Genomic DNA, 23,717 nt, shown 5'->3' on the forward strand with positions numbered 1-23,717 from the left:
AAAACCCCTTTGCGACTTTGCACCTTTGCGAGAAAAAGTTAACCATCATTGTGACATAAACGGGGCAAAATAAAGCCAAAAATTGCCCCCGAAGGCTGTCTATTTTCCGCTAAAATTTTACCACCATGAGCCTCAATAATTTGACGACAAAGATATAAACCTAACCCCGTGCCTTTAGCTTGGCGATCGCTATTTCCTTGATAAAAACGCTCAAATAAATAAGAAAATTCTTCCGGTTTAATACCCGCTCCCTGATCTAAAATTTTAACAGTTTGTTGATTAAATTGGGAAGAAAGAATAATCTCAATGAGATCGCCCCGTCGAGAATGATTAATAGCATTAACTAATAAATTAATCATAACCCGTTGTAATTGAAACTCATCACCATTTACCCATAAAGATTGACGAAAATTAGACTCACCAAAATTAATAGCCAGATAGACTTGATTAGAGTTAGCTAATTCAGCTAAAGTATTAGTCACATTTTCAATTAAAACTGTTAAATCTAATGGTTTTAAATCTAAATTTAAACCCTCCAAATCATTACGATAAACATCTAATAAAGATTCAACTAATTGTAAACTAGATTGATGACTGCGAATCATGGTATTTAAAACTTTCTGTTGCTCAGAAGTAACCCCCCCAAATTTTTGCTCTTGAAAAGCCTTAATCGTTTCGATCGCCCCCAATAAAGGCGTTTTTAAATCATGGGTTAAAGTGGAAGCAAAATCTTGTTTTAAGCGCACTAATTTTTCTTGAGATTGTAATAAAGACTGTTGTTGAATTAATCTTTCTTGATGATAACGATTTTGCTCTGATAAACAAGCAGTAACAATTAAAGAAAATACAGCAATTAAACGATTAGCAATCGTTGATAAATTGTTAATTTCAGCTAAGGGAAACCATAAATTAAGTAAAGTAATAAACACCGTAACTATAGTAATAACAATGGTTAATTTTCGTCCAAAATAATTATTGACTAATAAAATTGATCCTGTATATAAATAGCTAAAAACATAAGCAGGAGGTGTCATTAATTCAAGGATAAAAACAATCAAAAATAAGACAATAATTAAAGTTGCTTTAGATACTTTTTTGGTTAATATCATAAGTTAAGAATTTGAGATGATAGTTAATTTTTCTCGCCAAGGTGCAAAGGCACAAAGTTTTTTTATTGATTGTTTAAGTTTGTTTAGATCATGTTTAGCTCTAAACTAAACAAAAAATAAACAGAAATTTAAACAAATAAAATGTTAATTTACTAATTACTGTTGTAACATTGTTTAGATAATTTATGCAAATATTAATTTTATGTTTGAAGGTTTTATTCAAATTATTGTAACTCTAATGATTGTCAGTATTTTGACACCTATATTAGGGAATTATATTGCTAATGTTTTTTTAGAGAAAAAGACTGTTTTTGATTCGTTTTTTAATGATATTGAACAAAAACTTTATATTTTAATGTCAATTCGTAATCAAGAAAGTATGACGGGTTGGCAATATGCCAGAAATATATTAATTAGTAATTTAATTATGGGATTTTTGGTTTATTTAATCTTAATCATACAACCATTATTACCCTTTAATTTTAATCAAATAAATGCACCTAGTTGGGATTTAGCTTTACATACAACTATTTCTTTTTTAACTAATACAGATCAACAACATTATACAGGAGAAACTACTTTAAGTTATAGCACTCAAGTTTTAGGTTTAGGTTTTTTAATGTTTACATCCGCCGCCACTGGTTTAACAGTTGGAATAGCTTTTATTAGAGGTTTAACAGGAAAACCATTAGGTAATTTTTATGTAGACTTAATTAAATCTATTACTAGAATTTTATTACCAATTTCTGTGATTGGTGCTGTAATTTTAATCTTGACAGGTGTGCCTGAAACTTGGGCTTCTCCTATTACCATAAATACTTTAGAGGGATCATCACAAATGATACCAGTTGCCCCCCTTGCACATTTTGAAATCATCAAACAATTAGGAGAAAATGGCGGAGGTTTTTTTGGTGCTAATTCTGCCCATCCCTTTGAAAATCCTACTCCCTTTTCTAACTTAATTGAAACAGTAGCAATGCTGAGTATTCCCACCGCTTTAATTTATACTTATGGAATTTTTGCTGAAAATAAACGTCAAGCATGGTTAATCTTTAGTCTGGTATTAATTTTATTTCTGATTTTAATTACTATAACAGCAGTTGGTGAATATAACGGAAACGAATTAATTAATAATATAATCAGAGGACAACAGCCTAATTTAGAAGGAAAAGAAGTGCGTTTCGGCTGGTCACAAACGGCTTTATGGGCGATCGCCACCACCGCCACCATGTGCGGGGCAGTTAACGGAATGCTAGACTCTTTGATGCCGTCAGGCGGTTTTAGCACAATATTTAGTTTATTTTTACAAATAATTTGGGGAGGACAAGGCACAGGAACAGCCTATTTATTTATCTATTTAATTCTTACCGTCTTTTTAACAGGATTAATGGTAGGAAGAACACCAGAATTTTTAGGGAGAAAAATTGAAAAACAAGAAATTATTTTAGCTAGTGTGATCCTCTTAGTTCATCCCATTGCCATCTTAATACCTAGTGCCATTACCTTAGCATTCCCTGAAACATTAGCAGGAATAAGTAATAGCGGTTTTCATGGCTTAACCCAAGTCATTTATGAGTATACATCCGCCGCCGCTAATAATGGCTCAGGATTAGAAGGATTAGGAGATAATACCCTCTGGTGGAACTTAAGTTGTAGCGTCGTCTTATTAATGGGGCGATATATTCCCATCATATCACTCTTATTACTAGCAGATAATATCTCCCGTAAACAGCCAGTACCAAAGACCACAGGCACATTACGCACCGATACCCTTTTATTTACCACCGTCACAGGCGGAGTAATTTTAATCTTAGGAGCGTTAACCTTTTTCCCTGTCTTGATATTAGGCCCCGTTGCCGAAGGTTTTAATTTAGGAGGGTAAAATGAGTAGAAAATCTTAGCGTCTTGTGCTACTTTGCGAGAAATAAATTAAACCTTTGTCAACACAAATTAAATTATGAGAAAATTATTAAGATACCAAAGAAAACACACTCCTAAAGCCACCAATAAAGGCCTTTATCAACGAGCAATTAAACAATCTTTTCTCAAACTAGATCCACGTCATGCTATTAAAAATCCTGTGATGTTTTTAGTTTGGATTGGGACAATTATTACTGCTTTAGTTACGATTAATCCTAATTTATTTGGTAATGTTACTCAGTCTAATCAAATCTTATTTAATGCTTTAATTACTGTAATTTTATTTTTTACGGTTTTATTTGCTAATTTTGCGGAAGCAGTGGCCGAAGGGCGAGGTAAAGCTCAAGCGGATGCTTTAAGGGCTACTAAAAGTGATACGATCGCGCGGAAAATTTTACCTGATGAGTCTCTTGAGGAAGTCAACTCCACCAGTTTAAAGCGAGGTGATATTATTAAAGTGATCGCAGGTGATATTATTCCGGCGGATGGTGAAGTCATTGGTGGGATGGCTTCGGTAGATGAATCGGCTATTACAGGGGAGTCTGCTCCTGTTTTGAAGCAACCGGGGACTGATATTGCGAGTTCCATTACGGGGGGGACTCGTATTCTCTCAGATGAGTTAACCATCAGGGTTACGGCGGATCCGGGACAAGGTTTTATTGATCGGATGATCAACCTCGTTGAGGGCGCGGAAAGGAGCAAAACCCCTAATGAGATCGCTTTAACGGTATTACTTGCTGTGTTAACACAAGTGTTTTTAATCGTGATCGCCACCCTTACCCCTATTGCTAATTATGTGCAAAACCCTGTGACAGTGGCGGTTTTAGTGGCTTTATTAGTGGCTTTAATTCCCACTACCATCGGCGGACTTTTAAGTGCGATCGGTATTGCCGGAATGGACAGAGTTGCCCAATTTAACGTCATCGCTACGTCAGGGAGAGCGGTGGAGGCTTGTGGTGATATTAATACTTTAGTATTGGATAAAACGGGTACAATTACGTTAGGAAACCGTTTAGCAGAGGAGTTTATCCCCGTTAATGGTCATAGTGTGGAAGAAGTGGCGAAAATTGCCCTCATTTCCAGTCTTTTTGATGAAACTCCCGAAGGTCGCTCGATCGTTAGTTTAGCTAATAATTTGGGCGTAGCTCTCGATTTTGATACCGATACCGCCACTGGTGTGGAATTTTCCGCTCGTACTCGGATGAGTGGGACAGATTTACCAAATGGCTTAGAGGTGCGCAAAGGTGCGGTAGACGCTATTAAAGGGTTTGTGCGATCGAGAGGAGGACAACTGCCGAGTAACTTAGATGAGACTTATGAGCAGGTTTCCCGTTTAGGGGGTACACCCTTAGCCGTCTGTCAGGGTAGTGATATTTACGGCGTAATTTATCTTAAAGATATTATTAAACCGGGGATCAAAGAGCGTTTTGATCAAATGCGTCGTATGGGTATTCGTACCATTATGTTAACGGGAGATAACGCTATTACCGCCTCAGTCATAGCCTCAGAAGCCGGAGTTGATGATTTTATTGCTGAGGCTACTCCAGAGGATAAAATAGAGGTAATTCGCACTGAACAGGCAAAAGGGAAGTTAGTTGCAATGACAGGGGATGGAACAAATGACGCTCCTGCCTTAGCTCAGGCTAATGTGGGGGTAGCGATGAACTCAGGTACACAGGCGGCAAAAGAGGCGGCTAATATGGTGGATCTGGACTCTGATCCTACTAAATTAATTGATATTGTCACCATTGGTAAACAATTATTAATTACAAGGGGGGCTTTAACTACTTTTTCGATCGCCAATGATGTAGCCAAATATTTTGCTATTTTACCTGCTATTTTTGCCGGAGTTGGTATTAGTAAATTAAATATTATGGGATTAAGTAGTTCTCAATCAGCAATTTTATCAGCTTTAATTTACAATGCGTTAATTATTCCGGTTTTAATTCCCATTGCTTTAACGGGGGTAAAATTTAGACCTTTAACCGCCGATCAATTATTACAAAGAAACATTTTAATTTATGGTTTAGGAGGGGTTATTGCTCCTTTTATTGCGATTAAATTGATTGATGTTTTAATTAGTAGTATTGGGTTGGTTTAATTTATGTCTCGCCAAGGCACAAAGACGCAAAAAAATTTTAATTGAAGTTGGCGATCATCTACCTTTTCTTTCTGATTATGCTGTTAGTCGTGCAGGTATTTATGAGGAGCATCCGTTATTAACTCTCACCAATTAAATTTTTAATTATGAAGACAAATTATTTAAAATCAATGGAAACAATTACCGAAATTTTGTCAAAATTCCGTCAGAAAAAATTACCTCTGTACCTGTTAATTCTTCTAATTATTAATATTATGATCGCTCCGGCGGTTTATAGTGCTACAGGTGCAGTTTTAACTAAAGGTCAATCCTATGCTTTAGTCTTATTAGGATTAGTTACTTTTAGTTTATTTATTTATCTTTTTATCGTTATTTTTCAACCAGAGAAATTTTAAAGTTATGTTATTAAGAGAAATTTTAAAAGCCTTTCGTGTTACCTTAATTTTATGGTTAATTACTGCCGTAATTTATCCTTTAATTATTTTCAGTTTTGGACAATTAGTTTTCCCTTTTCAAGCTAATGGTAGTTTAATTAAAAATGACCAAAATGTGGTGATCGGCTCAACTTTAATCGGTCAATCTTTTACCAGCGATCGCTATTTTTGGAGTCGCCCCAGTGTTAATAATTATAGTGGTATTTCAAGTGCTAGTAATTTAGCTCCCAGTAATCTACAATTAACTAATAATGTTGTTGCTCAAATTGACCTATTAAAAAATAATCAGATTCAACCTACTGCTGATTTTATTTATAGTTCAGGATCTGGTTTAGATCCTCATATTAGTATTCAGTCTGCTCAAAATCAAATTAATCGTATTGCCCAAGCAAGAAAATTGGACAAAAATCAATTAGAATTACTGATTAAACAACAGATTGAAGGGCGATTTTTAGGTATTTTCGGTGAACCAAGAATTAATGTTTTAAAATTAAATTTAGCACTCGATCTCCTCTAAAATTAATGATGTTAGAAAAACGTGGACGACATAAAATTTTTATCGGGATGGCTCCGGGGGTGGGAAAAACCTATAAAATGTTACAAGAGGGAAAAAATCTAAAAAAACAGGGTATTGATGTGGTAATTGGGCTTTTAGAAACTCACAATCGTCAAGAAACAGCCGATAAAGCAAAGACCTTAGAGATTATCCCTCGGCTCTCAGTAACTCACAATAATCTGATTTTAACAGAAATGGACACTCAGGCAATTATTGAGCGTAAACCTCAGTTAGCTCTGATTGATGAATTGGCACATACTAATATCCCCGGCTCTACTTATGAAAAGCGTTATCAGGATGTGGAAGAAATTTTAAAGACGGGTATTGATGTTTATTCAACTGTTAATATTCAACATTTAGAGAGTTTAAATGACTTAGTAGCGAGAATCACAGGAGTTATTGTGAGGGAAAGAATCCCTGATCGCCTATTAGAAGAAGCGGATGAGGTAGTAGTAGTAGATGTAACAGCAGAAACTTTAGAAGAAAGATTATTACAAGGGAAAATTTATGCACCTGACAAAATTAACACTTCTTTAGCCAACTTTTTTCAAAGAAGAAATTTAATTGCATTAAGAGAATTAGCTTTAAGAGAAGTAGCTAATACGGTAGAAGATGATGGTGAACAATCATTATTTTTAGCACAAACTTGCCCTATTCAAGAAAGAGTTTTAGTTTGTGTTTCTACCTATCCAAATTCTTTGCGTTTATTGCGTAGAGGGGCGAGAATAGCTAATTATATGAATGCACCCCTTTTCATTTTATTTGTCGAAAATCCTGATCATTTTTTAACTAAAACTGAAGCTTTACATCTTGAAACTTGTCAACAACTTTGTCGAGATTTTGGAGGTAATTTTTTACGAGTTCAAAGTTATAATGTCCCCAGAGCGATCGCCGATATTGCTCAACAAGAAAAAATTACCCAAATTGTCATTGGAGAAAGTTTACAGTCTTTTTGGAAACAACTTTTTCAAGGTTCTTTTACCCAAAAAATTATGAAATTTATTGCTAAAAGACAGATTGATTTACATATTATTGGTACAGAAAAATAATTTGTGTCTTGATATAAGACTCTAGTCCTTTATCAAACAATTAGATTTTTATTAAATAAAAAGACATCAATTCGTGATAGAATTGATGTCTTTTTAAATTAATGTTCAACGGAAACAGAGGCTTGTTTCTTCTGTTGTAAATGATTGTCTAAAATCTTTTGTTTAATCGCCGGAACCATCTCCACAAAGGTTTTAACGTCTTTTTCAGCTAAACCTAAACTCCCTTGTGGTAAAGGCTCAGATTGCCAAATCACATTACCATCATCTTTTCGCCCTTGATAAGAGGCAATCATAATGGGTTGTTGGATTTGATTATCAATTAAACTGAGTTTTTGTCCGTCCCATGAGGCAGTATAAAATTTACCCTCTAAATGATGGGTTTGATTGGCTTCAAGGAATGCCGTTACAATGGGTGCAACGGTGTCTGTGCGTTCTTGTTGGATTGCTAAGTTATTTGTCATAAATTCAAGGTTTAAAGGTAGATTTTTAAGGGATGATGGCTTTTCAGTGACCAGTGAACTGTTACCAGTGACCAGTTTTTCTTGATTTTGCATATTGTTTTGTGGGAAATTAAGTTCCCTTGAAGGCACAAGGTGCGAATAACTTTTCCCTGTATCACTAAGCTGATAACCTCTTTGGGTAAGGTAATTGTGTACTAACTGGTCTGTACCTTGGGCATTACCTACCACAAACTGAGCTTTAGCAGCGATCGCCCGATCTAAAAGAGGTTGATAATGGGTATCAAAAGTAGTTTGGATTTGTTGATTAGTAACACCACGCCAAGGCCCAGAACCGGAAACCATAATCAGATCAGAAGGGCTGTAATTCCCTGTATTGGCTCGATCACCCCATGCCTGTTGATAATTACGGGTAGTAGAAGAAGTGTGAGGAGGTGCGGATGAATAACCAATAAATTGAGTCGCTACCTCTGCCATTGCCACATCCTTAACCTGATGACGGGCAACAGAGGAATTAAGAGGTTGTAAGTTAGCCAGAGGATTTTTTTCAGTGACCAGTGAACAGTGACCAGTGACCAGTTTTTTACTATTGCCTATTTCAGGAAAGGGAACAATTTTACCATCCACATAATCCCCTAAAGGTTGCATTTCTAAGCCCCAAACGTTAGATTTACCTTGAAAGGTGTCTAATTCCTGTGAACTATGCTTTTCAACATTCGCCCAATGTTGACGATAGTTAGGATCATGGATCATCTCAGGTGTAATCTGATATTGTTTGCCTACCCGAAAAGCAACTTGTTTGTTACCATCAGATGCGATCGCTAGATCCCCCTCTTGAAAACAATAAGCTTTGTAAGGTTCAAAATTACGGGTGGTGTGAGTACGTCCATAACCTCTCATTGCCTCAATGGTAGTCGTTACAGGTAAGGAATTTTCTTCACCGTGTAACCGTAGATTATAGTTCATAGACACTATTTTACCGGAAATTTGAGGTAATTCTGAAGGATGAGGATTGACTCTTTCACCTCGTTTAATAACATCCAAAGCCTTGTAATAACTGCCTTCAAGGTTAGTTGCATCTAAAGAAGAACCAAATTTGCCCTCTAAAAGTTGTTGAAATTGAGGAGAAATTGAATCAGGATTTAAACGAATTAAATCATAACCAAGCTTTGATTCAGCTTCAATATCCTTTGTATGAGTAGCCTTTTCAAAAGTAATACCTTGTTTTTCTAACCATGATTGAGTAATATCAGTTTTCGTAGGATCAAGGGATAACCTTAAAGTTGTCATTGCAGAACTCATTGAACCATCAGGACGTTGCCACTCATATTCCTCTACTGATAATACCGTCGGTAAAACACGCATGGGAAGGGATGAAGGATGAGGTATGAGGGATGAATTAACCTCTTTTTCCTCGTTCATCCTTCTAACTTCATCGTTGCTTTTCAGGGGAATTTGCTCAAGTTTTTGATGATAGGGACTCAAAGTATTAAAATTAGTCACATTAGCGTCCAAAGGTTGTCCTAACTTAGCATCTAATTTAGCCTGTAAATCAGAGGGTATTTCATCCTTAATCATGCGTAAAACCACATAACCTCGTTGAGTTTCCGGTTCAATTTCAGGATGCTCCACCGGAATTTGTTGATAATTAACCGAGTAAGAATCCAAAAATTGAGTAACTTGGTTAAGCCGTCTAGGATCGATCGCCAAACGTAAAGTTTGAAACTCCTGAATTTCACCATTAGGTAAAGATTGGACTTTGGACAAAAAATTAGATTTAATGAAGCTCACATCAGACCGAAAAAATTAAAATAAGATATTTATATTAAGAGAAATTGAATATTGTCTAATAGCATAATGTCAAATAATAAACTTTCTTTCTCAACAAGTTTGTTCTATAGATTAGAATAAATAGATAGTTTATTATTCAAAATAATATGAAAATCAAAAATAAAAATTACCAAGAAGTTGAACAATTTATTCAAGGTCGTCAACGATTATATCAAAGTCTTGGTTTAAGAAAAGATGCCTTGATGAATTTACTCGATGCTCTTAGTAGTAATCAAGATGCTAAAACAGTCGTGGAATTAAGTTTAAATCCTCTATTTAAACATAAATACCAAAGTATTTATCGAGCAATTGCTGATTTTAATAAAGCGGGAAAAAAGAAATCACAAATCACAAATAAAGCCGAAATATCTAAGATTATTTTAGAGAGTATTCCTCAAAATAATCAGCGAAAGTTTCATCTATTTGGCATTGATGTAACCCCTAATTCACGCCAGTTTTCTCCTACTGTATCTGATAAAACGTTTATTCATCAACCTAACAGTATTAAAGGCAATAAACCCATCAATATTGGTCATGCTTATTCTTGGCTTTTTACTTACCTGAAAAAATATCTAATTGTGATGCTTCTTGGACAATTCCTTTATCAGTTCAACGAGTAAAAAGCGATGAAAAAGATGTTTCTGTTGCTCATAAACAGATTAATAAAGTTTTGACAGATTCATTATTATTTAAGATAATTCTATCAGTTATTGTCGTAGATTGTCTTTATAGTCAAAAAGATTTTATTGGCAAACAAGTTCTTAATCAAGATCGACTTGTTGTCACCAGAGTTAAAAGTAATCGTGTTTTTTTTCGTCCTTTTGTCAAAGATTCTTCTGAGTTAAAAAGTGGACATCCACGTTGGTATGGTGATAAATTTGATTTAAAAGATTCAACTTCTTGGCATCCCCCTGATGATTTAATTCAAACTAATTTTACTACGAAACGTGGTAAATTATTAAATGTCAAAATTAAGGGTTGGAATAATATGTTAATGAAGGGAACAAAGGAACATAAATTGCATGATTATCCCTTTACATTATTGGAAATTACTGTTACTGATCAAGAAGGTAATTCTATTTGGAAACCAATGTGGTTAATTGCCATTGGTAAACGCCGTAACGAATTAACTTTGCTTGAAATTTATCAATCTTATCGTCAACGTTTTGACTTGGAACACTTTTTCGATTTGGCAAACAAAGATTATTAATGAACGACTATTTAACCTCTCATACAAGTTATGAAGAAAACTGGATGAACCTAATTTTAATTGCTTATATTCAATTGTGGAATGCAAGGAATTTAGCTGTTTGCTTACCCCGCCCTTGGGAGAAATATTTGCCTAATTTTCGTGAGAGTAAGATTACCCCAGTGCTGTTCAGAGAGACTTTTATAGAATTATTAGCACCATTGAGATCAATTCTAATTTTCCCAAACCCCGTGGTTATTCTTCTGGACGGAAAAAGGTGAAATACAAGTGAAAAGACCACGTTATCAGGTTATAAAAAAGAATCAAAAATGTCAACAAAATAGCTAAATTGCTGTTAGAAACGACTGTTAATTAATCTTTTTTCCCCTAAAATTATTTTAGGTTAGTTTTACTTTGTCTATTTTTTTATCTTCTATTTTAACCTCTACCAATTTCTTTTTGTCCAAAGTCCAAAAGTCATCTAAGCCGTTTTTTCTGCCGTCTAATTCACATGGCAGAAAGATAGGGAAGGGAAAAGCGTTTCTTCCTTTCAATTCCGTAAATAATTTTAATAAAGCTCTTTGGACAGATAATTTGCGTAAAATATCAGAGTCATAGCATATCCCAACGCTACGATTACCCCATTTAATTTCTTCTAATTCTGGTAAAAAGCTAGAATTTTCAGGCTTAACCTGTTCTTCTACTTCCTCAACATCCCATTGAGATCCTTGGGCGTTATCAAATGTTGGCTCTTGAATCCGTTTGTCCATAAAGCAAGTTACACCACTTAAACCAATGGTGGTAAACCCTTCTAAACAAGCTTTATCGGCTTTTTTCTCACCTTCAGTAATGTCAATTTCTTCTTTAGCTCTTTTAAGTTTTAATTCCCAATCTTTCACAAATTGACTGAAATAAGGACGGCAACCTGCACCTTTGGGAGTTAAGTATTTGGGAAGTTCTCCCGATTCATCTTCAAATTTTTCACGATAAGCGGTTTCTGCTGTTTTCCAATTTGGCTTAAATCTAACAAACATTTTCTGCTGTTTGTTGCCGTGTTTCTTGTAAAAGAAGCGATTACCGTCTTTTTGATGATAATAAATTGCTAATCCATCAACGCTATAACCTGTTAATTCTTTAGCTTCTTTTGCACTTAAAGAAACATAATTTGAGGGAATTTCTGTTAAGCCTGATTCTTGTAATTCTTGTAAATGGGCATCGCTTAAAACTTGCATTTTAGGGTTTTCTTGTGCTAATCTAGTATTTCTAGTATTCATAAATCTCATGCTCCGGTGGATAAAATAGAGTTTTTGTAGTGTCAACCCCTCTCGAAAAAAATCGAGAGGGAATTGCATTTTTAGGGTTAAATTAAGTTATTTGAATTTATTTGTTAGGGCTTGAATTTGAGTATTCAAGCTCTTTTTGTTCTAAGACGCTGTTAACAATTTCGGAAACATAGCTACAAATGCTTTTATAAATCCAATTTTGAGCCTCCACATCTTTGCTTAATTGCTGTGGGCTATCCCCAAAAACAAATGGCTCTAATGTTTCGGCAATTTTGCGCATTTGACGGTCGTTAATCATTCTGCCGTTTTCTTCTAATTCCTTAGCCTGATTGACTAGAACTATTCCGGTGGGAATGTGGGCGATCATGTGCCAGTGATTGATTAACTTTTCTTTGCCGTTTTTCATTTGGTAAGTTTGAGAATATAGAGCTAAATCTTGTTTGAAGATTTCTCCCTCAACTTTGATTTTGCTATTCTCAAAAATGTTGTTAAGTTCGATGATCATGGCTAAACTCCAAATAAGTTATTTTGTGTGAATAATCCAGTGGACATTAGCCCTTGTCGTATTCCTCCCATCGTTTGAGTACGATGTCTTAAATACATTCCTTCTGCCTTTAAAACATTAAGATCAACTCTTGATTGATTAAGCAGAATCACGTTTTCCTGAGCGTTGCTATCAATGAATTTGATTTCTGCATTATCTGAACTTTTCCAAATCCATGATTTGATGTCTTTAATGGCTATTCCGGCGTGTTTATGGTTTTCTTGATTCTCAAAAACTAGGCCATAATCTTCGGTTTTATGAGAATAAGGTTTCAATATCTTAATAAGAATGTGCGTCATAAAATCTCTACTCCCGCCTCTTTCAAGGCTTCTTTGTGAAAGTTTTTAAGTGCATTGATGACCAACTCGACTTCAAAAAGAAGATCATCAATTTCATCTGAATAACTGTTAACTGTTGAATCTTCTGAATCCGCTACGTCTTCAGAAAGCTCTGTTACAGATTGGTTAAGGTTTTGTAATCTGTCGTAAAATTTTTTTAAATCCATAGGTTAATAAGGAATTTCATCAAGGTTAATTTCTAATTCCCATTCCTCTAATGGTTCAGAAAATGGGATATAAAAATCTTCACAGTGTAAACATTGTGAACATTGGTAATAATCGGGGTATTCGTTGCTGTCAAAGGTATTGACTAGCATCTCACCGTTACATTTAGGGCATGAATGCGGTTTATATTTCATCATAAAAACCTCCCTCTTTTTGGATCGCCCTCAAGAAAAGATGAATGATTAACTAATCTTTCAACTCTTTTTTGAATCTCTTTTTTCCAAATTTTTGAATATTTACGGATTATGCCGTTTTTATTCTTTGGATCAAAGGGGTTTGATTTTCTAATCTGCACGATTATTTCTGTTAAACTAAGCTTGGCTTTTCTCCCATTTGCGATAATCTTTGTAATGGCTGTGTTAGCCTCTACATCAATGTATCTCGTGGGTTGCTCTTTCCGCTTATACTCAAGATTTCTTTTTCTTAAAAATTCTTTGTTCGGAAAGTTTTTGCGTTTTTCTGCTTTAATTTGTTTCCTGAAATATTCCATTCTTTCAATGCTTGAAAGTTCGGCAAATTTGGCTAAATCTTCACTGAAAATTTTTAAATCTTCATCAAAGAATTTTGCTAATTGTTCTAAACGGCGTGGAGAGGGTAGTTCCTCCCCACGCTCCCAAGCATCAACTGTTCTCGATGAGGCTCTAATTAGTTCTGAAAATTGTTGGCGGTTACAGCCAAAATGCTTCAGTCTGTAATAGCCTAAGCTTCTGATCATCGTTTCACCTCACATTGAGAAGATTTACAAGAGTCACGGCCGGATCCACGTTCGGCAAAAGCCAAAAAGCAGATCACCATATTGGCAACTACGGCTAATGCCATAATCGCTACAAATCTTGTCAGCATAGCGTCTTAGTATAGCAATCCTAAATAGGTTGTGGCAAAATTCCATATTGATAAAGTTTGGGGAAATCAAATATTTGACCATGCGCAAAAAACTTAAATAGCCACTTTACTATTTTAAATGATTTACATAAATGATAGAATTGTCTAATAAAATTTTTCACTTGTAGCCAAATATCTTCTACCGGATTTTGTTCTGGAGCATTAGGGGCAAATTTATGACAAGTAATTAACCATTCTTCTTCCAATAAATCTTGATTTATTATAGTTAAATACTCCCTAAATTCTTTTGAGTCATGATAGGTTGCTCCATCCCAAAATATTGCTAATCTTTTTCCTTTTCTTTTTGATAGTAAATACTTGATAAATTTGATCGTATTTTCTGTATTTCCACTTTCATATTCTTTGACAATAAATTCTTTAGTTTGATAGTCTAATGCCCCATAATAAGTTTGTCGGCTTTTTTCATTTTTAATGGGAATTTCTATTCTTTGATCTGTTCTTCCCCAAACATAACCTAAAATGTCTCCCCAAAGTAAATGACATTCATCAATCATAAACACTACAAGCTCTCCACTCTCTATTTCTTCTTTCCAAATCTCTAATTTTTCACTGATTTCTTTTTTTTTAGCTTCGACTAATTCGTCATTTTTAGCCGGATTCTTTTTTGAGTTTTTTCCAACTTATTTTCGCTTCTTTGAGCAAACTATAATAACTTTGATTGGATTTATAAATAATATTATATTCTCGCTCTAAATAAATTTTTAAATCTGATAATCTTAAATATTCTTGCTCTCTTAACCAATTAATAACTTGGTCTTTTTCTTCTGGTTTTAATTCACTTTTAGTTCCTTTAAACTGTAATTTCAAGCTTTCTACTCCACAAAAAAGAGCTTGATTTTTCCACATACTAATAAAGCTATGAGAAACTTGTAATAATTCTTTTACTTCATGGTATGATTTTCCTTCTAAAATCATTTTGACAGCTAAAGCCCTTTTTATTTCTTTAGCCTCTTTTGTTTGATTGATAAAATCATTTAACTCAGAAATAATGTTCATTTTTTTTCCTTGAATTTAGATTATAATTAATATTATATCTGTTATGACCTATTTAGGATTGCTATAACTATCTAAAAAAAGTCCTTGATTTATTAGGAACGGAATATGTAATTAATTTTGCTTAGGTACTTATAATTTGGCAATTGACAGGTGACTAATTATTTGTCATTGTAAATTTGTTACGAATCAACTACTCCTTTTTCTGTGTCCATGTAATTATAACGATTTCTTAACATTAATTGAGTGTTGATTAGGATATAATGATCGAGAGGGTAATCGCCTCAACCACTCACCACAATCCCTCTCCAAAAAATGTATCCATTAATAGGTAGTTAAAAATCGCTGAAACTACCTTCGCTCAGGGTTTTTGTTATTTTTCTTAGGGGGAAGTTCAGTAATAGACCAAACCATGATATACTGAACAGCAGTTTTGCCACAATGTCAATATTGTGTACCTATTACAGACAAAGTTAAAGCAGTGATGGAAACAAATCTCATTTCAATAGATTATCAAATTCAGCAAATTCAGGAAATAGATCCAGTAACCCCTTTATTTAATACTGTCAATCATGATCTAATTAAACAACAAGATCACATTATTGAAATTATATCTGAAAATTTACGGGAAAAAATTAATGATTTAACCGCTAAAAATCCCATTAATAAATTAGCATTATATTTGGCGATTGTCCAAGTTTTAATGTTTAAATATACAGGACAAATTGAGTTTGTTACAGCTACGAGCGCCATCAATACAGACAAGGCGGATAGCCTGATCTTTTGCAAATTCGAGCGACAAAATGTTATTTCATTTAAAGAATTATTAAAAATTATTCGTAGAGATTTACAAGAAGGTTATCGTCATCAGAATTATACTATAGAAAATTTAGTTAAAACTTTTTTAGCAAGGGGGGGTAATCTTAATCAAATTTTTGATGTTTGCGTGATCAAAGAAGGGTTTTCTAGTAATATTGTTTCCCTAGATAATTTTCAATTAATTTTTACAATTTCAGAGCATGATCATGAGGTTGGTGTAACTTTTTCTCAAGATACTTTTTCTCAAGATATAATTAAGAGAATGTTACTACATTTCTGTAACATTTTAGAAATTGTAACCAATAATCCCGATCTAAATTTATCAGAAATTGACATATTAACCGATCCAGAAAAAGAACAATTGCTCAAAAACTGGAATAATACGACAATTGAATATCCGCAAAAACAATTGATTCATGAACTATTTGAGGAGCAAGTCAAACTTTTTCCCTCTCAAATTGCGGTAGTTTTTGAAAATCAAGAATTAACCTATCAACAATTAAATCAAAAAGCCAATCAACTAGGCCATTACTTACAAAAATTAGGGGTAAAATCAGAAGAATTAGTAGGAATTTGCTTAGAGCGATCCTTAGAAATGGTAGTGGGATTATTGGGAATTTTAAAAGCAGGAGGAGCTTACGTTCCGTTAGATCCAAATTATCCTCAAGAGCGCTTAAATTATCTCTTAGAAGATACCCAACTAAAAATAATCATTACCGATCAATTTAACAGAGAATTATTAGCACAATATCAGGGAATTGTTATCTGTTTAGATACAGATTGGCCAACAATTATTCAAGAAAATCAAGACAATTGTAATAGCGGTGTAACGGGGGAAAATTTAGCCTATGTAATTTATACTTCAGGTTCTACTGGGAAGCCTAAAGGTGCAATGAACACCCATCAAGGAATTAAAAACCGCTTGTTATGGATGCAAGAAACTTATCACCTTACCCCAAGCGATCGCATCTTACAAAAAACCCCCTTCAGTTTTGATGTGTCGGTGTGGGAATTTTTTTGGCCTTTATTGGCCGGAGCCACCCTAGTGGTAGCCAAGCCCGAAGGTCATAAAGATAGTACCTATTTAATTAAATTAATCCAAGCGCAACAAATTACAACCCTTCATTTTGTCCCCTCAATGTTGCGGGTATTTTTACAAGAACCGGGGCTAGAAAAATGTAATTGCCTTCAAAGAGTCATTTGTAGCGGTGAAGCCCTAACCTTAGACATAACACAATCATTTTTTGAACATTTTAACTGTGAACTCCAGAACCTCTATGGCCCCACAGAAGCGGCCATTGATGTCACCTATTGGCCTTGTTTACCCGACTCCCAACGCTCGATCGTACCCATAGGCCGCCCCATTGCCAACACTCAGATTTACATTCTTAACGCCGATTTACAACCAGTCCCCGTGGGAATGGTGGGAGAACTGCACATTGGGGGGATCGGTTTAGCGCGTGGCTATCTCAATCGTCCAGAACTAACCGCCCAGAAATTTATTGATAATCCCTTTAAAACGAAGGATGGGGGAGCAATCAGTTCAAAATTGTATAAAACCGGAGATTTAGCGCGATATTTACCCGATGGGAATATTGAATTTTTGGGGCGCATTGACTACCAAGTTAAGATCAGAGGTTTTCGCATTGAGTTAGGAGAGGTTGAAACCACCCTCAGCCAACATCCCGCCGTAGAACAGGCCGTAGTCATCGCTCATGAAGCCGAAACTGGCAGTAAAACCTTGATTGCTTATGTTGTACCCCACAAACAACAAGGGCAACTATTCGATGCTCAAGTCGGCCAATGGCAAAACCTTTACAACGAGACCTATAGCCAAATATCCCCCCAATCTTCCCCAATGTTTAACATTGTGGGCTGGAATAGTAGTTATAATGGACAACCGATCCCAGCGGAAGAAATGGCCGAATGGCTTGAGGATAAAGTTAAAACCATTCTCCACAGTAAACCTCAAAACGTGCTTGAAATTGGTTGTGGAACAGGCTTAATTTTATTCCAAGTTGCCCCCCATTGTGGCCACTACTGGGGAACGGATATTTCATCAGTTGCCCTAGACTACATCCGTCAACAGTTGAGTCAACCCCTCTCCACTCAAGTGACGTTATTACAGCGTGGAGCGGATAATTTTGAGGGTTTAGAGGCTCACAAATTTGACACGATTATCCTTAACTCGGTTGTGCAGTATTTCCCTCATATTGACTACTTATTAAGGGTGTTAGAAGGGGGGCTTAAGGTACTAGCACCGGGGGGGTGTATTTTCCTTGGGGATGTGCGCAATTTGCAATTGATGGAAGCTTTTCAGGCTGACGTAGAATTTGAAAAAGCCAGTCCTGACACTTCCATCAGCCAATTAAAACAGCGTATATACAGAAAAATTGAACAAGAAAATGAATTATTAATAGATCCTGATTTCTTTAAGGCAATAAAAGACTATTTTCCTCAGATTAATGATGTAGAAATTCAACTAGAGCGCGGCTCTCAAAATGAGTTAAGTCAATTCCGTTATAATGTTGTCCTCCATACTAAAACTTTGATGGAGCCTAGTCCCGCCATTCAAGAGTTAAACTGGCAATCAACCAACCTCAGTGAGATCAAAAATGAGCTAATTTGTACCCATCCCCAAATTTTATGGGTGCGAGGAGTTCCTAATGCTCGTTTAGTTAAACCTTTAAAATGTGCAGATTTGCTCAAAAATCCCCAAGATTTAGAGAATTTGGGCGATTTAAAAGAGATGATCTCCACCATAAGCCGAGAAGATGGTCAAGATCCGTCCATTTTTTGGAGTTTAGGAGAGGAATTATCCTATTTTGTCAGGGTGACTTTATCAAATACCATTGACACCTACGATGTTATTTTTACCCAACCTCAAATTTCCTGTCAGCTTTTCTCCCTTTCTCCCCCTCTTAAAGCACAATGGCATCTCTACGCTAATCATCCCTTACAATCTAATTTAAACAGCCAATTGATCCCCCAACTGCGCCGTGATCTTCAAACTCAACTGCCGGAATATATGATTCCGAATGCGTTTGTACTATTAGATGCCATCCCCTTAACCCATAACGGCAAAATTGACCGCAGGGCTTTACCCTCTCCACAAAAAATACGCTTAGAGTTAGGGGATAATTTTGTCGCACCTTGTACCCCTCTTGAGGAAATCTTAGCCGTAATTTGGGCGGAAGTTTTGGGAGTTGAACAAGTGGGCATTCATGATAACTTTTTTGAACTTGGGGGCGACTCCATTCGAGGCATACAAGTAATTGCAAGGGCGCGCGCGATGGGTTTTAATTTTACCCTACCCCAATTATTACAACATCAAACCATCCAAGAATTAGCCAATTTAGTCAGCCAAGAAATGACCTGTGTGGCCACTGAAAAAACAGAGCCTTTTTCCCTACTTTCAGAAGATCGAGCCAATTTACCTGCGCCAATAGTGGACGCTTATCCCCTAACGGCTTTACAGTTAGGCATGATCTTCCATAGTGAATCCCAAGAAGCAGTTTATCATGATGTTTTTACCTATCATATTCGCGCAGATTTCAATTTTCCCGCTTTCCACACTGCCATTAAAGAGGTAGTCGGCCGTCACGGCATCTTACGCACAGCCTTTGCACTGACGGACTACCAAGAGCCGTTACAATTGGTTTATGAGCAGGTTGATCTGCCTTTAAGCGTTGAGGATCTAACTCATTTATCAACTTTTGAACAAGAGGCGGTGATTGATGATTGGATTGAACAAGAGAAAAACCGGCCTTTTGACTGGGCGACTCCCCCTTTACTTCGCTTTCATCTTCATCGGCGCAGTGCAGAAACTTTTAATTTAACATTTAGCTTTCATCATTCTATTTTGGATGGTTGGAGTGTGGCTTCTTTATTGACTGAGTTGTTACAGCAATATCTTTATTTGATTGATAAAAATGTTTTGCCCCTGTCACCACCACCTGAGCTTGAGTTCCGTGATTTTGTGGCTTTGGAAAAGAAAATTTTACAATCTGAGGATTGTCGTAATTATTGGCACGAAAAGCTGAAAAATGTTACCCTGACAAAGCTTCCTCAATGGTCAAAATCTCAAGAAAGGGATCAGGATTGGAATTGGGTTGTGCCTATCTCGGCTGAGGTTTCTCAAAAGTTAAAACAATTGAGTAAACAAGTAGGAGTTCCCCTAAAAAGCGTTTTATTAGCCGCTCATTTCAGAGTTCTTAGTTTATTAAATAATCAAAAAGACGTTGTCACAGGGTTAGTTTCTAATGGACGTTTGGAAGATACGGACGGGGAAAGGGTTTTAGGCTTATTTTTGAATACTTTACCTTTACGTTTAAATTTGTCTGGAGGCACTTGGAGCGATTTAATTAAGCAAACTTTTGAAACAGAAAGAGAGTGTTTGTCATGGCGCCGATACCCCCTTGCTGAATTACAGAAGTCTTTAGGCTCTCATTCTTTATTTGATACAGCGTTTAATTTTATCCATTTTCATGTTTATCAAAGTATTATCGGCATAGAAGATTTAGAGGTATTGGGAGGTAAATTTTATAATCAAACTAATTTTACTTTACTAGCCAATTTTAGCCTTCATCCCCTATCCTCTGAAGTGGAACTTACCCTTAAATATGATGGGAATTATTTAGGGGAAAAGCAAATGGAGTTAATTGGTGGCTATTATGAAAAAACCCTCTCCACGATTGCCACTCAAGCTTTAGAACCTTATGAAAATTATTGTTTGCTTGGCGATCGAGAACGGCATTTATTATTAAGACAATGGAATCAAACTCAAAATCAAACCCCAGATCATTGTATTCATGAATGGTTTGAGGCACAGGTGAAAAGGTCTCCAGATGCGATCGCAATTGTTGATCAAAATGAACGCTTAACCTATGACCAACTTAATCAAAAAGCCAATCAATTAGGGCATTTTTTACGGAAAAAAGGAGTAAAACCAGAGTTTTTAGTGGGAATTTGCTTAGAAAGATCCCTAGACATGGTGATCGGTTTATTGGCTATTCTGAAGGCGGGAGGGGCTTATATTCCCTTAGATCCAGCTTATCCACTTTCGCGCCTCGATCTGATTTTAAAAGATTCTGAGGTTTGCGTTTTGCTCACGCAAGAGAAAGTAATCGGGAGCTTACCGGATTATCATGGAGAGATAGTGAGCTTAGATGGGCAAAAAGAGAAAATAGCCCTAGAAAGTTGTGAAAATGTTGATTCTGGTGTTAATTTGAGTCATTGCGCCTATGTAATTTATACTTCAGGCTCAACGGGCAGACCAAAAGGGGTGGTAATTGAGCATCATAGCACTTCTACCCTCATTAATTGGGCGAAACAAGTCTTTACTCAGCAAGAATTGACGGGGGTATTAGCCTCTACTTCTATTTGTTTTGATTTGTCAGTATTTGAGCTATTTTTACCCTTAGCAGTGGGGGGTAAGATTATCATGGCTCAGAATGCTCTGGAATTACCGAATTTAAAGGCCGCCGATGAGGTGACATTAATTAACACCGTACCAACGGCGATCGCCCAATTGATCGGCAATATCCCTGAGACGGTGGGAACGGTAAACCTTGCCGGAGAACCCCTATCAAACTATTTACCCCAAAAACTTTATCAACAGGAAACCATAGAAAAGGTTTACAACCTCTATGGGCCATCAGAAGACACCACCTATTCCACTTTTAGCCTCGTTAAGAAGGGCGCTACTGACCAACCGAACATCGGCCGCCCCATTGCTAATACTCAAGTCTATATTCTCGATTCTTTATTGTTGCCCGTTCCGATGGGTACGATGGGAGAATTATATATTGGCGGTGAGGGTTTAGCACGGTGTTATTTGAACCAACCTGAGTTAACAACCCAGAAATTTATTAATAATCCTTTTGTTGAGGAGGTTGAGAACAGTTCCCTCAAACTCTATAAAACGGGGGATTTAGCTCGGTATTTACCTAATGGCAATCTTGAATTTTTAGGGCGCTGTGATAATCAGGTTAAATTGCGCGGTTTTCGCATTGAATTAGGGGAAATTGAAGCCACCCTAGAGACTTACCCCCAAGAACTTAAAACAGTTGTGAGGGTTTGGGAAGATCATCAAGGAAATAAAAGATTAGTCGCCTATCTAGCAGGGGATCAAGAAAAAATTAATACCGAGGATTTACGCCGTTTTTTACGAGCAAAATTACCCGATTATATGATTCCGGCTTTGTGGGTGTTCTTAGATGCTCTCCCCCTTACCCCTAATGGAAAAGTCGATCGCCAAAAGTTACCAGAACCTGAAATGACCCTCACAAGTAAGCAGGAATTTGTTGCACCCCAAACTAAAAATGAGCAGTTTTTGGCGCAAATTTGGCAGGATGTGTTAGGGGTTAAACAGGTGAGCCGTTATGATCGCTTTTTTGAAATTGGAGGCGATTCGATTTTGAGTATTCAAGTGGTGGCTTTAGCACGTCAAGGAGGCTTGAAAATTACCCCCAGACAGATCTTCCAATATCCAAGCCTTGCAGAATTGGCCACAGTGGCGGATGATTGTACCGTAGTTCGGGGCAAACAGGGCTTGGTAACTGGAATTATACCTATGACTCCCATTCAAGAGTGGTTTTTTGAGCAAAATCGGGAGGAAATGCACCATTTTAATCAATCCGTCCTTTTAGAAATTCCCGATCACGTTAAGGGGGATTTGTTGAGCCAATCTTTGAGAAAATTACTAGAACACCATGACGCTTTGCGCTTACGCTTTAGCTATTGCGAAGGGCAATGGCAACAAGTCAACGAAGGAATGGTTGGGGATGTGCCTTTTGAGGTGGTGGACTTAGCCCATGTTCCCCCTTCCCAAAAGGCAAAAACTCTTGAAGCAATAGCGACTACTCAACAGGGAAGCTTAAGTCTTGAGTCTGGGCAGTTGGTTAAAGTGGTGTTATTTACTGGCCAAAATCAAGGCCACCGTTTACTGATTATTATTCACCATTTGGCGGTTGACGGCGTTTCTTGGCGTATTTTGTTGGAAGATTTAGTTAATGCTTATTATCAGCTAGAAAAGGGAGAAAAACCCCAATTACCACCAAAAACGGTGTCTTTTCAAGATTGGGCGCAACTTCTGAGACAAAAAGAAATGCGATCGCAGTTAGATTACTGGTTAAACCGGCCTTGGTCAGAGGTAAAACCTTTACCAGTGGATGATGAACAGGGAAAACACAATAATAAGGTAGAAACTGCGGTTAATCTCACCATTACCCTTGATGAGCAACAAACCCGCAATCTGTTACAAGTAGTGCCTTCTGCTTACAATACCCAAATTAATGATGTGTTATTAACGGCTTTGGCGCAAACTTTGACACAATGGACGCAAAATCCGGTCATAGCCCTTGACTTAGAAGGCCATGGCAGGGAAGACTTATTCTCGGAAGTGGACTTATCACGAACAGTGGGGTGGTTTACCAGTCTTTTTCCCGTAGTTTTGCGATGTGACCATGATCAACTCCCAGAGGGGCTTAAGTCTATTAAAGAGCAGTTGCGCCAGATTCCCGATCGAGGGGTTGGCTATGGAATGTTACGTTATTTAAGCCCTGATCCTAACATTAGGGAATTAATGGCGGATCTTCCCCCAAGGGAGCTTGTTTTTAATTATTTAGGTCAATTTGATCAAAGCACAATGGAAAAAGAAGCTTGGAAGTTAGCCCCTGAGTCATCCGGCACTTTACATAGTCTTAAAAGTAATCGCACCCATTTATTAGAGATTACCGCTAGAGTCTTAGATGGACAATTACAAGTAAGCTGGACTTATAGTGATCGCATCTATAAAGCGTCCACCGTAGAATATTTAATCAATAGCTATCGAGATGCTTTACTTAAGTTGATTGATCATTGCCTTTCCCCCGAAGCTGGAGGTTATACCCCTTCAGATTTTCCCTTGGCCAATTTGAATCAACAACATTTAGATGATATTCTGGAAGAAATTGACATTTAAAAA

At 36.5% G+C, this 23,717-nt stretch carries 17 protein-coding genes and 1 pseudogene; 8 read left to right on the forward strand and 10 right to left on the reverse strand.

Annotated elements, in window-relative coordinates; genetic code table 11:
- Positions 1 to 38: 38 nt before the first annotated feature.
- A complete protein-coding gene (locus tag Anndu_RS10270) occupies positions 39 to 1,109 on the reverse strand; it encodes a sensor histidine kinase (RefSeq protein ID WP_464101112.1) in 1,071 nt (356 codons plus the stop codon).
- A gap of 202 nt (positions 1,110 to 1,311) precedes the next feature.
- Here Anndu_RS10270 and kdpA point away from each other — a divergent pair, with 202 nt between their 5' ends.
- The 6 genes from kdpA to Anndu_RS10300 all read left to right on the forward strand — a co-directional run bounded on the left by kdpA (position 1,312) and on the right by Anndu_RS10300 (position 7,169).
- The gene (kdpA, locus tag Anndu_RS10275) at positions 1,312 to 2,991 is read left to right on the forward strand and encodes a potassium-transporting ATPase subunit KdpA (RefSeq protein ID WP_464101113.1); all 1,680 of its coding nucleotides are present in this window, start codon (positions 1,312 to 1,314) and stop codon (positions 2,989 to 2,991) included.
- Between the two features lie 75 nt (positions 2,992 to 3,066).
- Positions 3,067 to 5,130 (forward strand): potassium-transporting ATPase subunit KdpB, encoded by a 2,064-nt coding sequence (gene kdpB / locus Anndu_RS10280; protein ID WP_464101114.1) that lies wholly within the window; start codon positions 3,067 to 3,069, stop codon positions 5,128 to 5,130.
- The gene (locus tag Anndu_RS10285; RefSeq protein WP_464101115.1) at positions 5,117 to 5,266 is read left to right on the forward strand and encodes a hypothetical protein; all 150 of its coding nucleotides are present in this window, start codon (positions 5,117 to 5,119) and stop codon (positions 5,264 to 5,266) included. The genes kdpB and Anndu_RS10285 overlap by 14 nt, the downstream gene beginning before the upstream one ends.
- A gap of 10 nt (positions 5,267 to 5,276) precedes the next feature.
- The gene (gene kdpF, locus Anndu_RS10290) at positions 5,277 to 5,525 is read left to right on the forward strand and encodes a K(+)-transporting ATPase subunit F (protein ID WP_464101116.1); all 249 of its coding nucleotides are present in this window, start codon (positions 5,277 to 5,279) and stop codon (positions 5,523 to 5,525) included.
- Positions 5,526 to 5,529: 4 nt separating this feature from the next.
- Positions 5,530 to 6,081, forward strand: a complete 552-nt coding sequence (gene kdpC, locus Anndu_RS10295) for a K(+)-transporting ATPase subunit C (RefSeq protein WP_464101117.1) — start codon at positions 5,530 to 5,532, stop codon at positions 6,079 to 6,081.
- Positions 6,082 to 6,089: 8 nt separating this feature from the next.
- Positions 6,090 to 7,169, forward strand: coding sequence for a sensor histidine kinase KdpD (locus Anndu_RS10300; protein ID WP_464104072.1), 1,080 nt, complete (start codon positions 6,090 to 6,092; stop codon positions 7,167 to 7,169).
- Between the two features lie 98 nt (positions 7,170 to 7,267).
- On the opposite strand, the gene Anndu_RS10305 is transcribed toward Anndu_RS10300, so the two are convergent.
- On the reverse strand, positions 7,268 to 9,394 hold the full coding sequence (locus tag Anndu_RS10305; RefSeq protein WP_464101118.1) for a hypothetical protein: 2,127 nt from the start codon (positions 9,392 to 9,394) through the stop codon (positions 7,268 to 7,270).
- 170 nt (positions 9,395 to 9,564) lie between these two features.
- On the opposite strand from Anndu_RS10305, the pseudogene Anndu_RS10310 reads away from it, so the two are divergent.
- Positions 9,565 to 10,994 (forward strand): annotated as a pseudogene (locus tag Anndu_RS10310) (NF041680 family putative transposase).
- A gap of 50 nt (positions 10,995 to 11,044) precedes the next feature.
- Here the strand turns inward: Anndu_RS10310 and Anndu_RS10315 are convergent.
- The 8 genes from Anndu_RS10315 to Anndu_RS10350 all read right to left on the reverse strand — a co-directional run bounded on the left by Anndu_RS10315 (position 11,045) and on the right by Anndu_RS10350 (position 14,926).
- A complete protein-coding gene (locus tag Anndu_RS10315) occupies positions 11,045 to 11,920 on the reverse strand; it encodes a DUF3854 domain-containing protein (protein ID WP_464101119.1) in 876 nt (291 codons plus the stop codon).
- A gap of 106 nt (positions 11,921 to 12,026) precedes the next feature.
- The gene (locus Anndu_RS10320; RefSeq protein ID WP_464101120.1) at positions 12,027 to 12,434 is read right to left on the reverse strand and encodes a hypothetical protein; all 408 of its coding nucleotides are present in this window, start codon (positions 12,432 to 12,434) and stop codon (positions 12,027 to 12,029) included.
- A 2-nt stretch (positions 12,435 to 12,436) separates the two neighbouring features.
- The gene (locus Anndu_RS10325; protein WP_464101121.1) at positions 12,437 to 12,772 is read right to left on the reverse strand and encodes a hypothetical protein; all 336 of its coding nucleotides are present in this window, start codon (positions 12,770 to 12,772) and stop codon (positions 12,437 to 12,439) included.
- A complete protein-coding gene (locus Anndu_RS10330) occupies positions 12,769 to 12,978 on the reverse strand; it encodes a hypothetical protein (RefSeq protein WP_464101122.1) in 210 nt (69 codons plus the stop codon). Before Anndu_RS10330 ends, Anndu_RS10325 begins: the two co-directional genes overlap by 4 nt.
- Before the next feature lie 3 nt (positions 12,979 to 12,981).
- Positions 12,982 to 13,128, reverse strand: coding sequence for a hypothetical protein (locus tag Anndu_RS10335; RefSeq protein WP_464101123.1), 147 nt, complete (start codon positions 13,126 to 13,128; stop codon positions 12,982 to 12,984).
- Positions 13,129 to 13,169: 41 nt separating this feature from the next.
- Positions 13,170 to 13,751 (reverse strand): helix-turn-helix domain-containing protein, encoded by a 582-nt coding sequence (locus Anndu_RS10340; protein ID WP_464101124.1) that lies wholly within the window; start codon positions 13,749 to 13,751, stop codon positions 13,170 to 13,172.
- Positions 13,748 to 13,879: a hypothetical protein gene (locus tag Anndu_RS10345; protein WP_464101125.1), complete on the reverse strand. Its 132-nt coding sequence runs from the start codon at positions 13,877 to 13,879 to the stop codon at positions 13,748 to 13,750. Before Anndu_RS10345 ends, Anndu_RS10340 begins: the two co-directional genes overlap by 4 nt.
- A gap of 20 nt (positions 13,880 to 13,899) precedes the next feature.
- A protein-coding gene (locus tag Anndu_RS10350) for an IS630 family transposase (protein ID WP_464104064.1) occupies positions 13,900 to 14,926 on the reverse strand; the annotation gives its coding sequence in 2 pieces (ribosomal slippage) (positions 13,900 to 14,548 and positions 14,547 to 14,926; 1,029 coding nt in all).
- A gap of 490 nt (positions 14,927 to 15,416) precedes the next feature.
- On the opposite strand from Anndu_RS10350, the gene Anndu_RS10355 reads away from it, so the two are divergent.
- Entirely contained in the window at positions 15,417 to 23,714 is an 8,298-nt protein-coding gene (locus tag Anndu_RS10355; protein WP_464101126.1) for an amino acid adenylation domain-containing protein, read from the forward strand.
- Positions 23,715 to 23,717: the final 3 nt, after the last annotated feature.

This window comes from Annamia dubia NIES-4383, assembly GCF_055394725.1.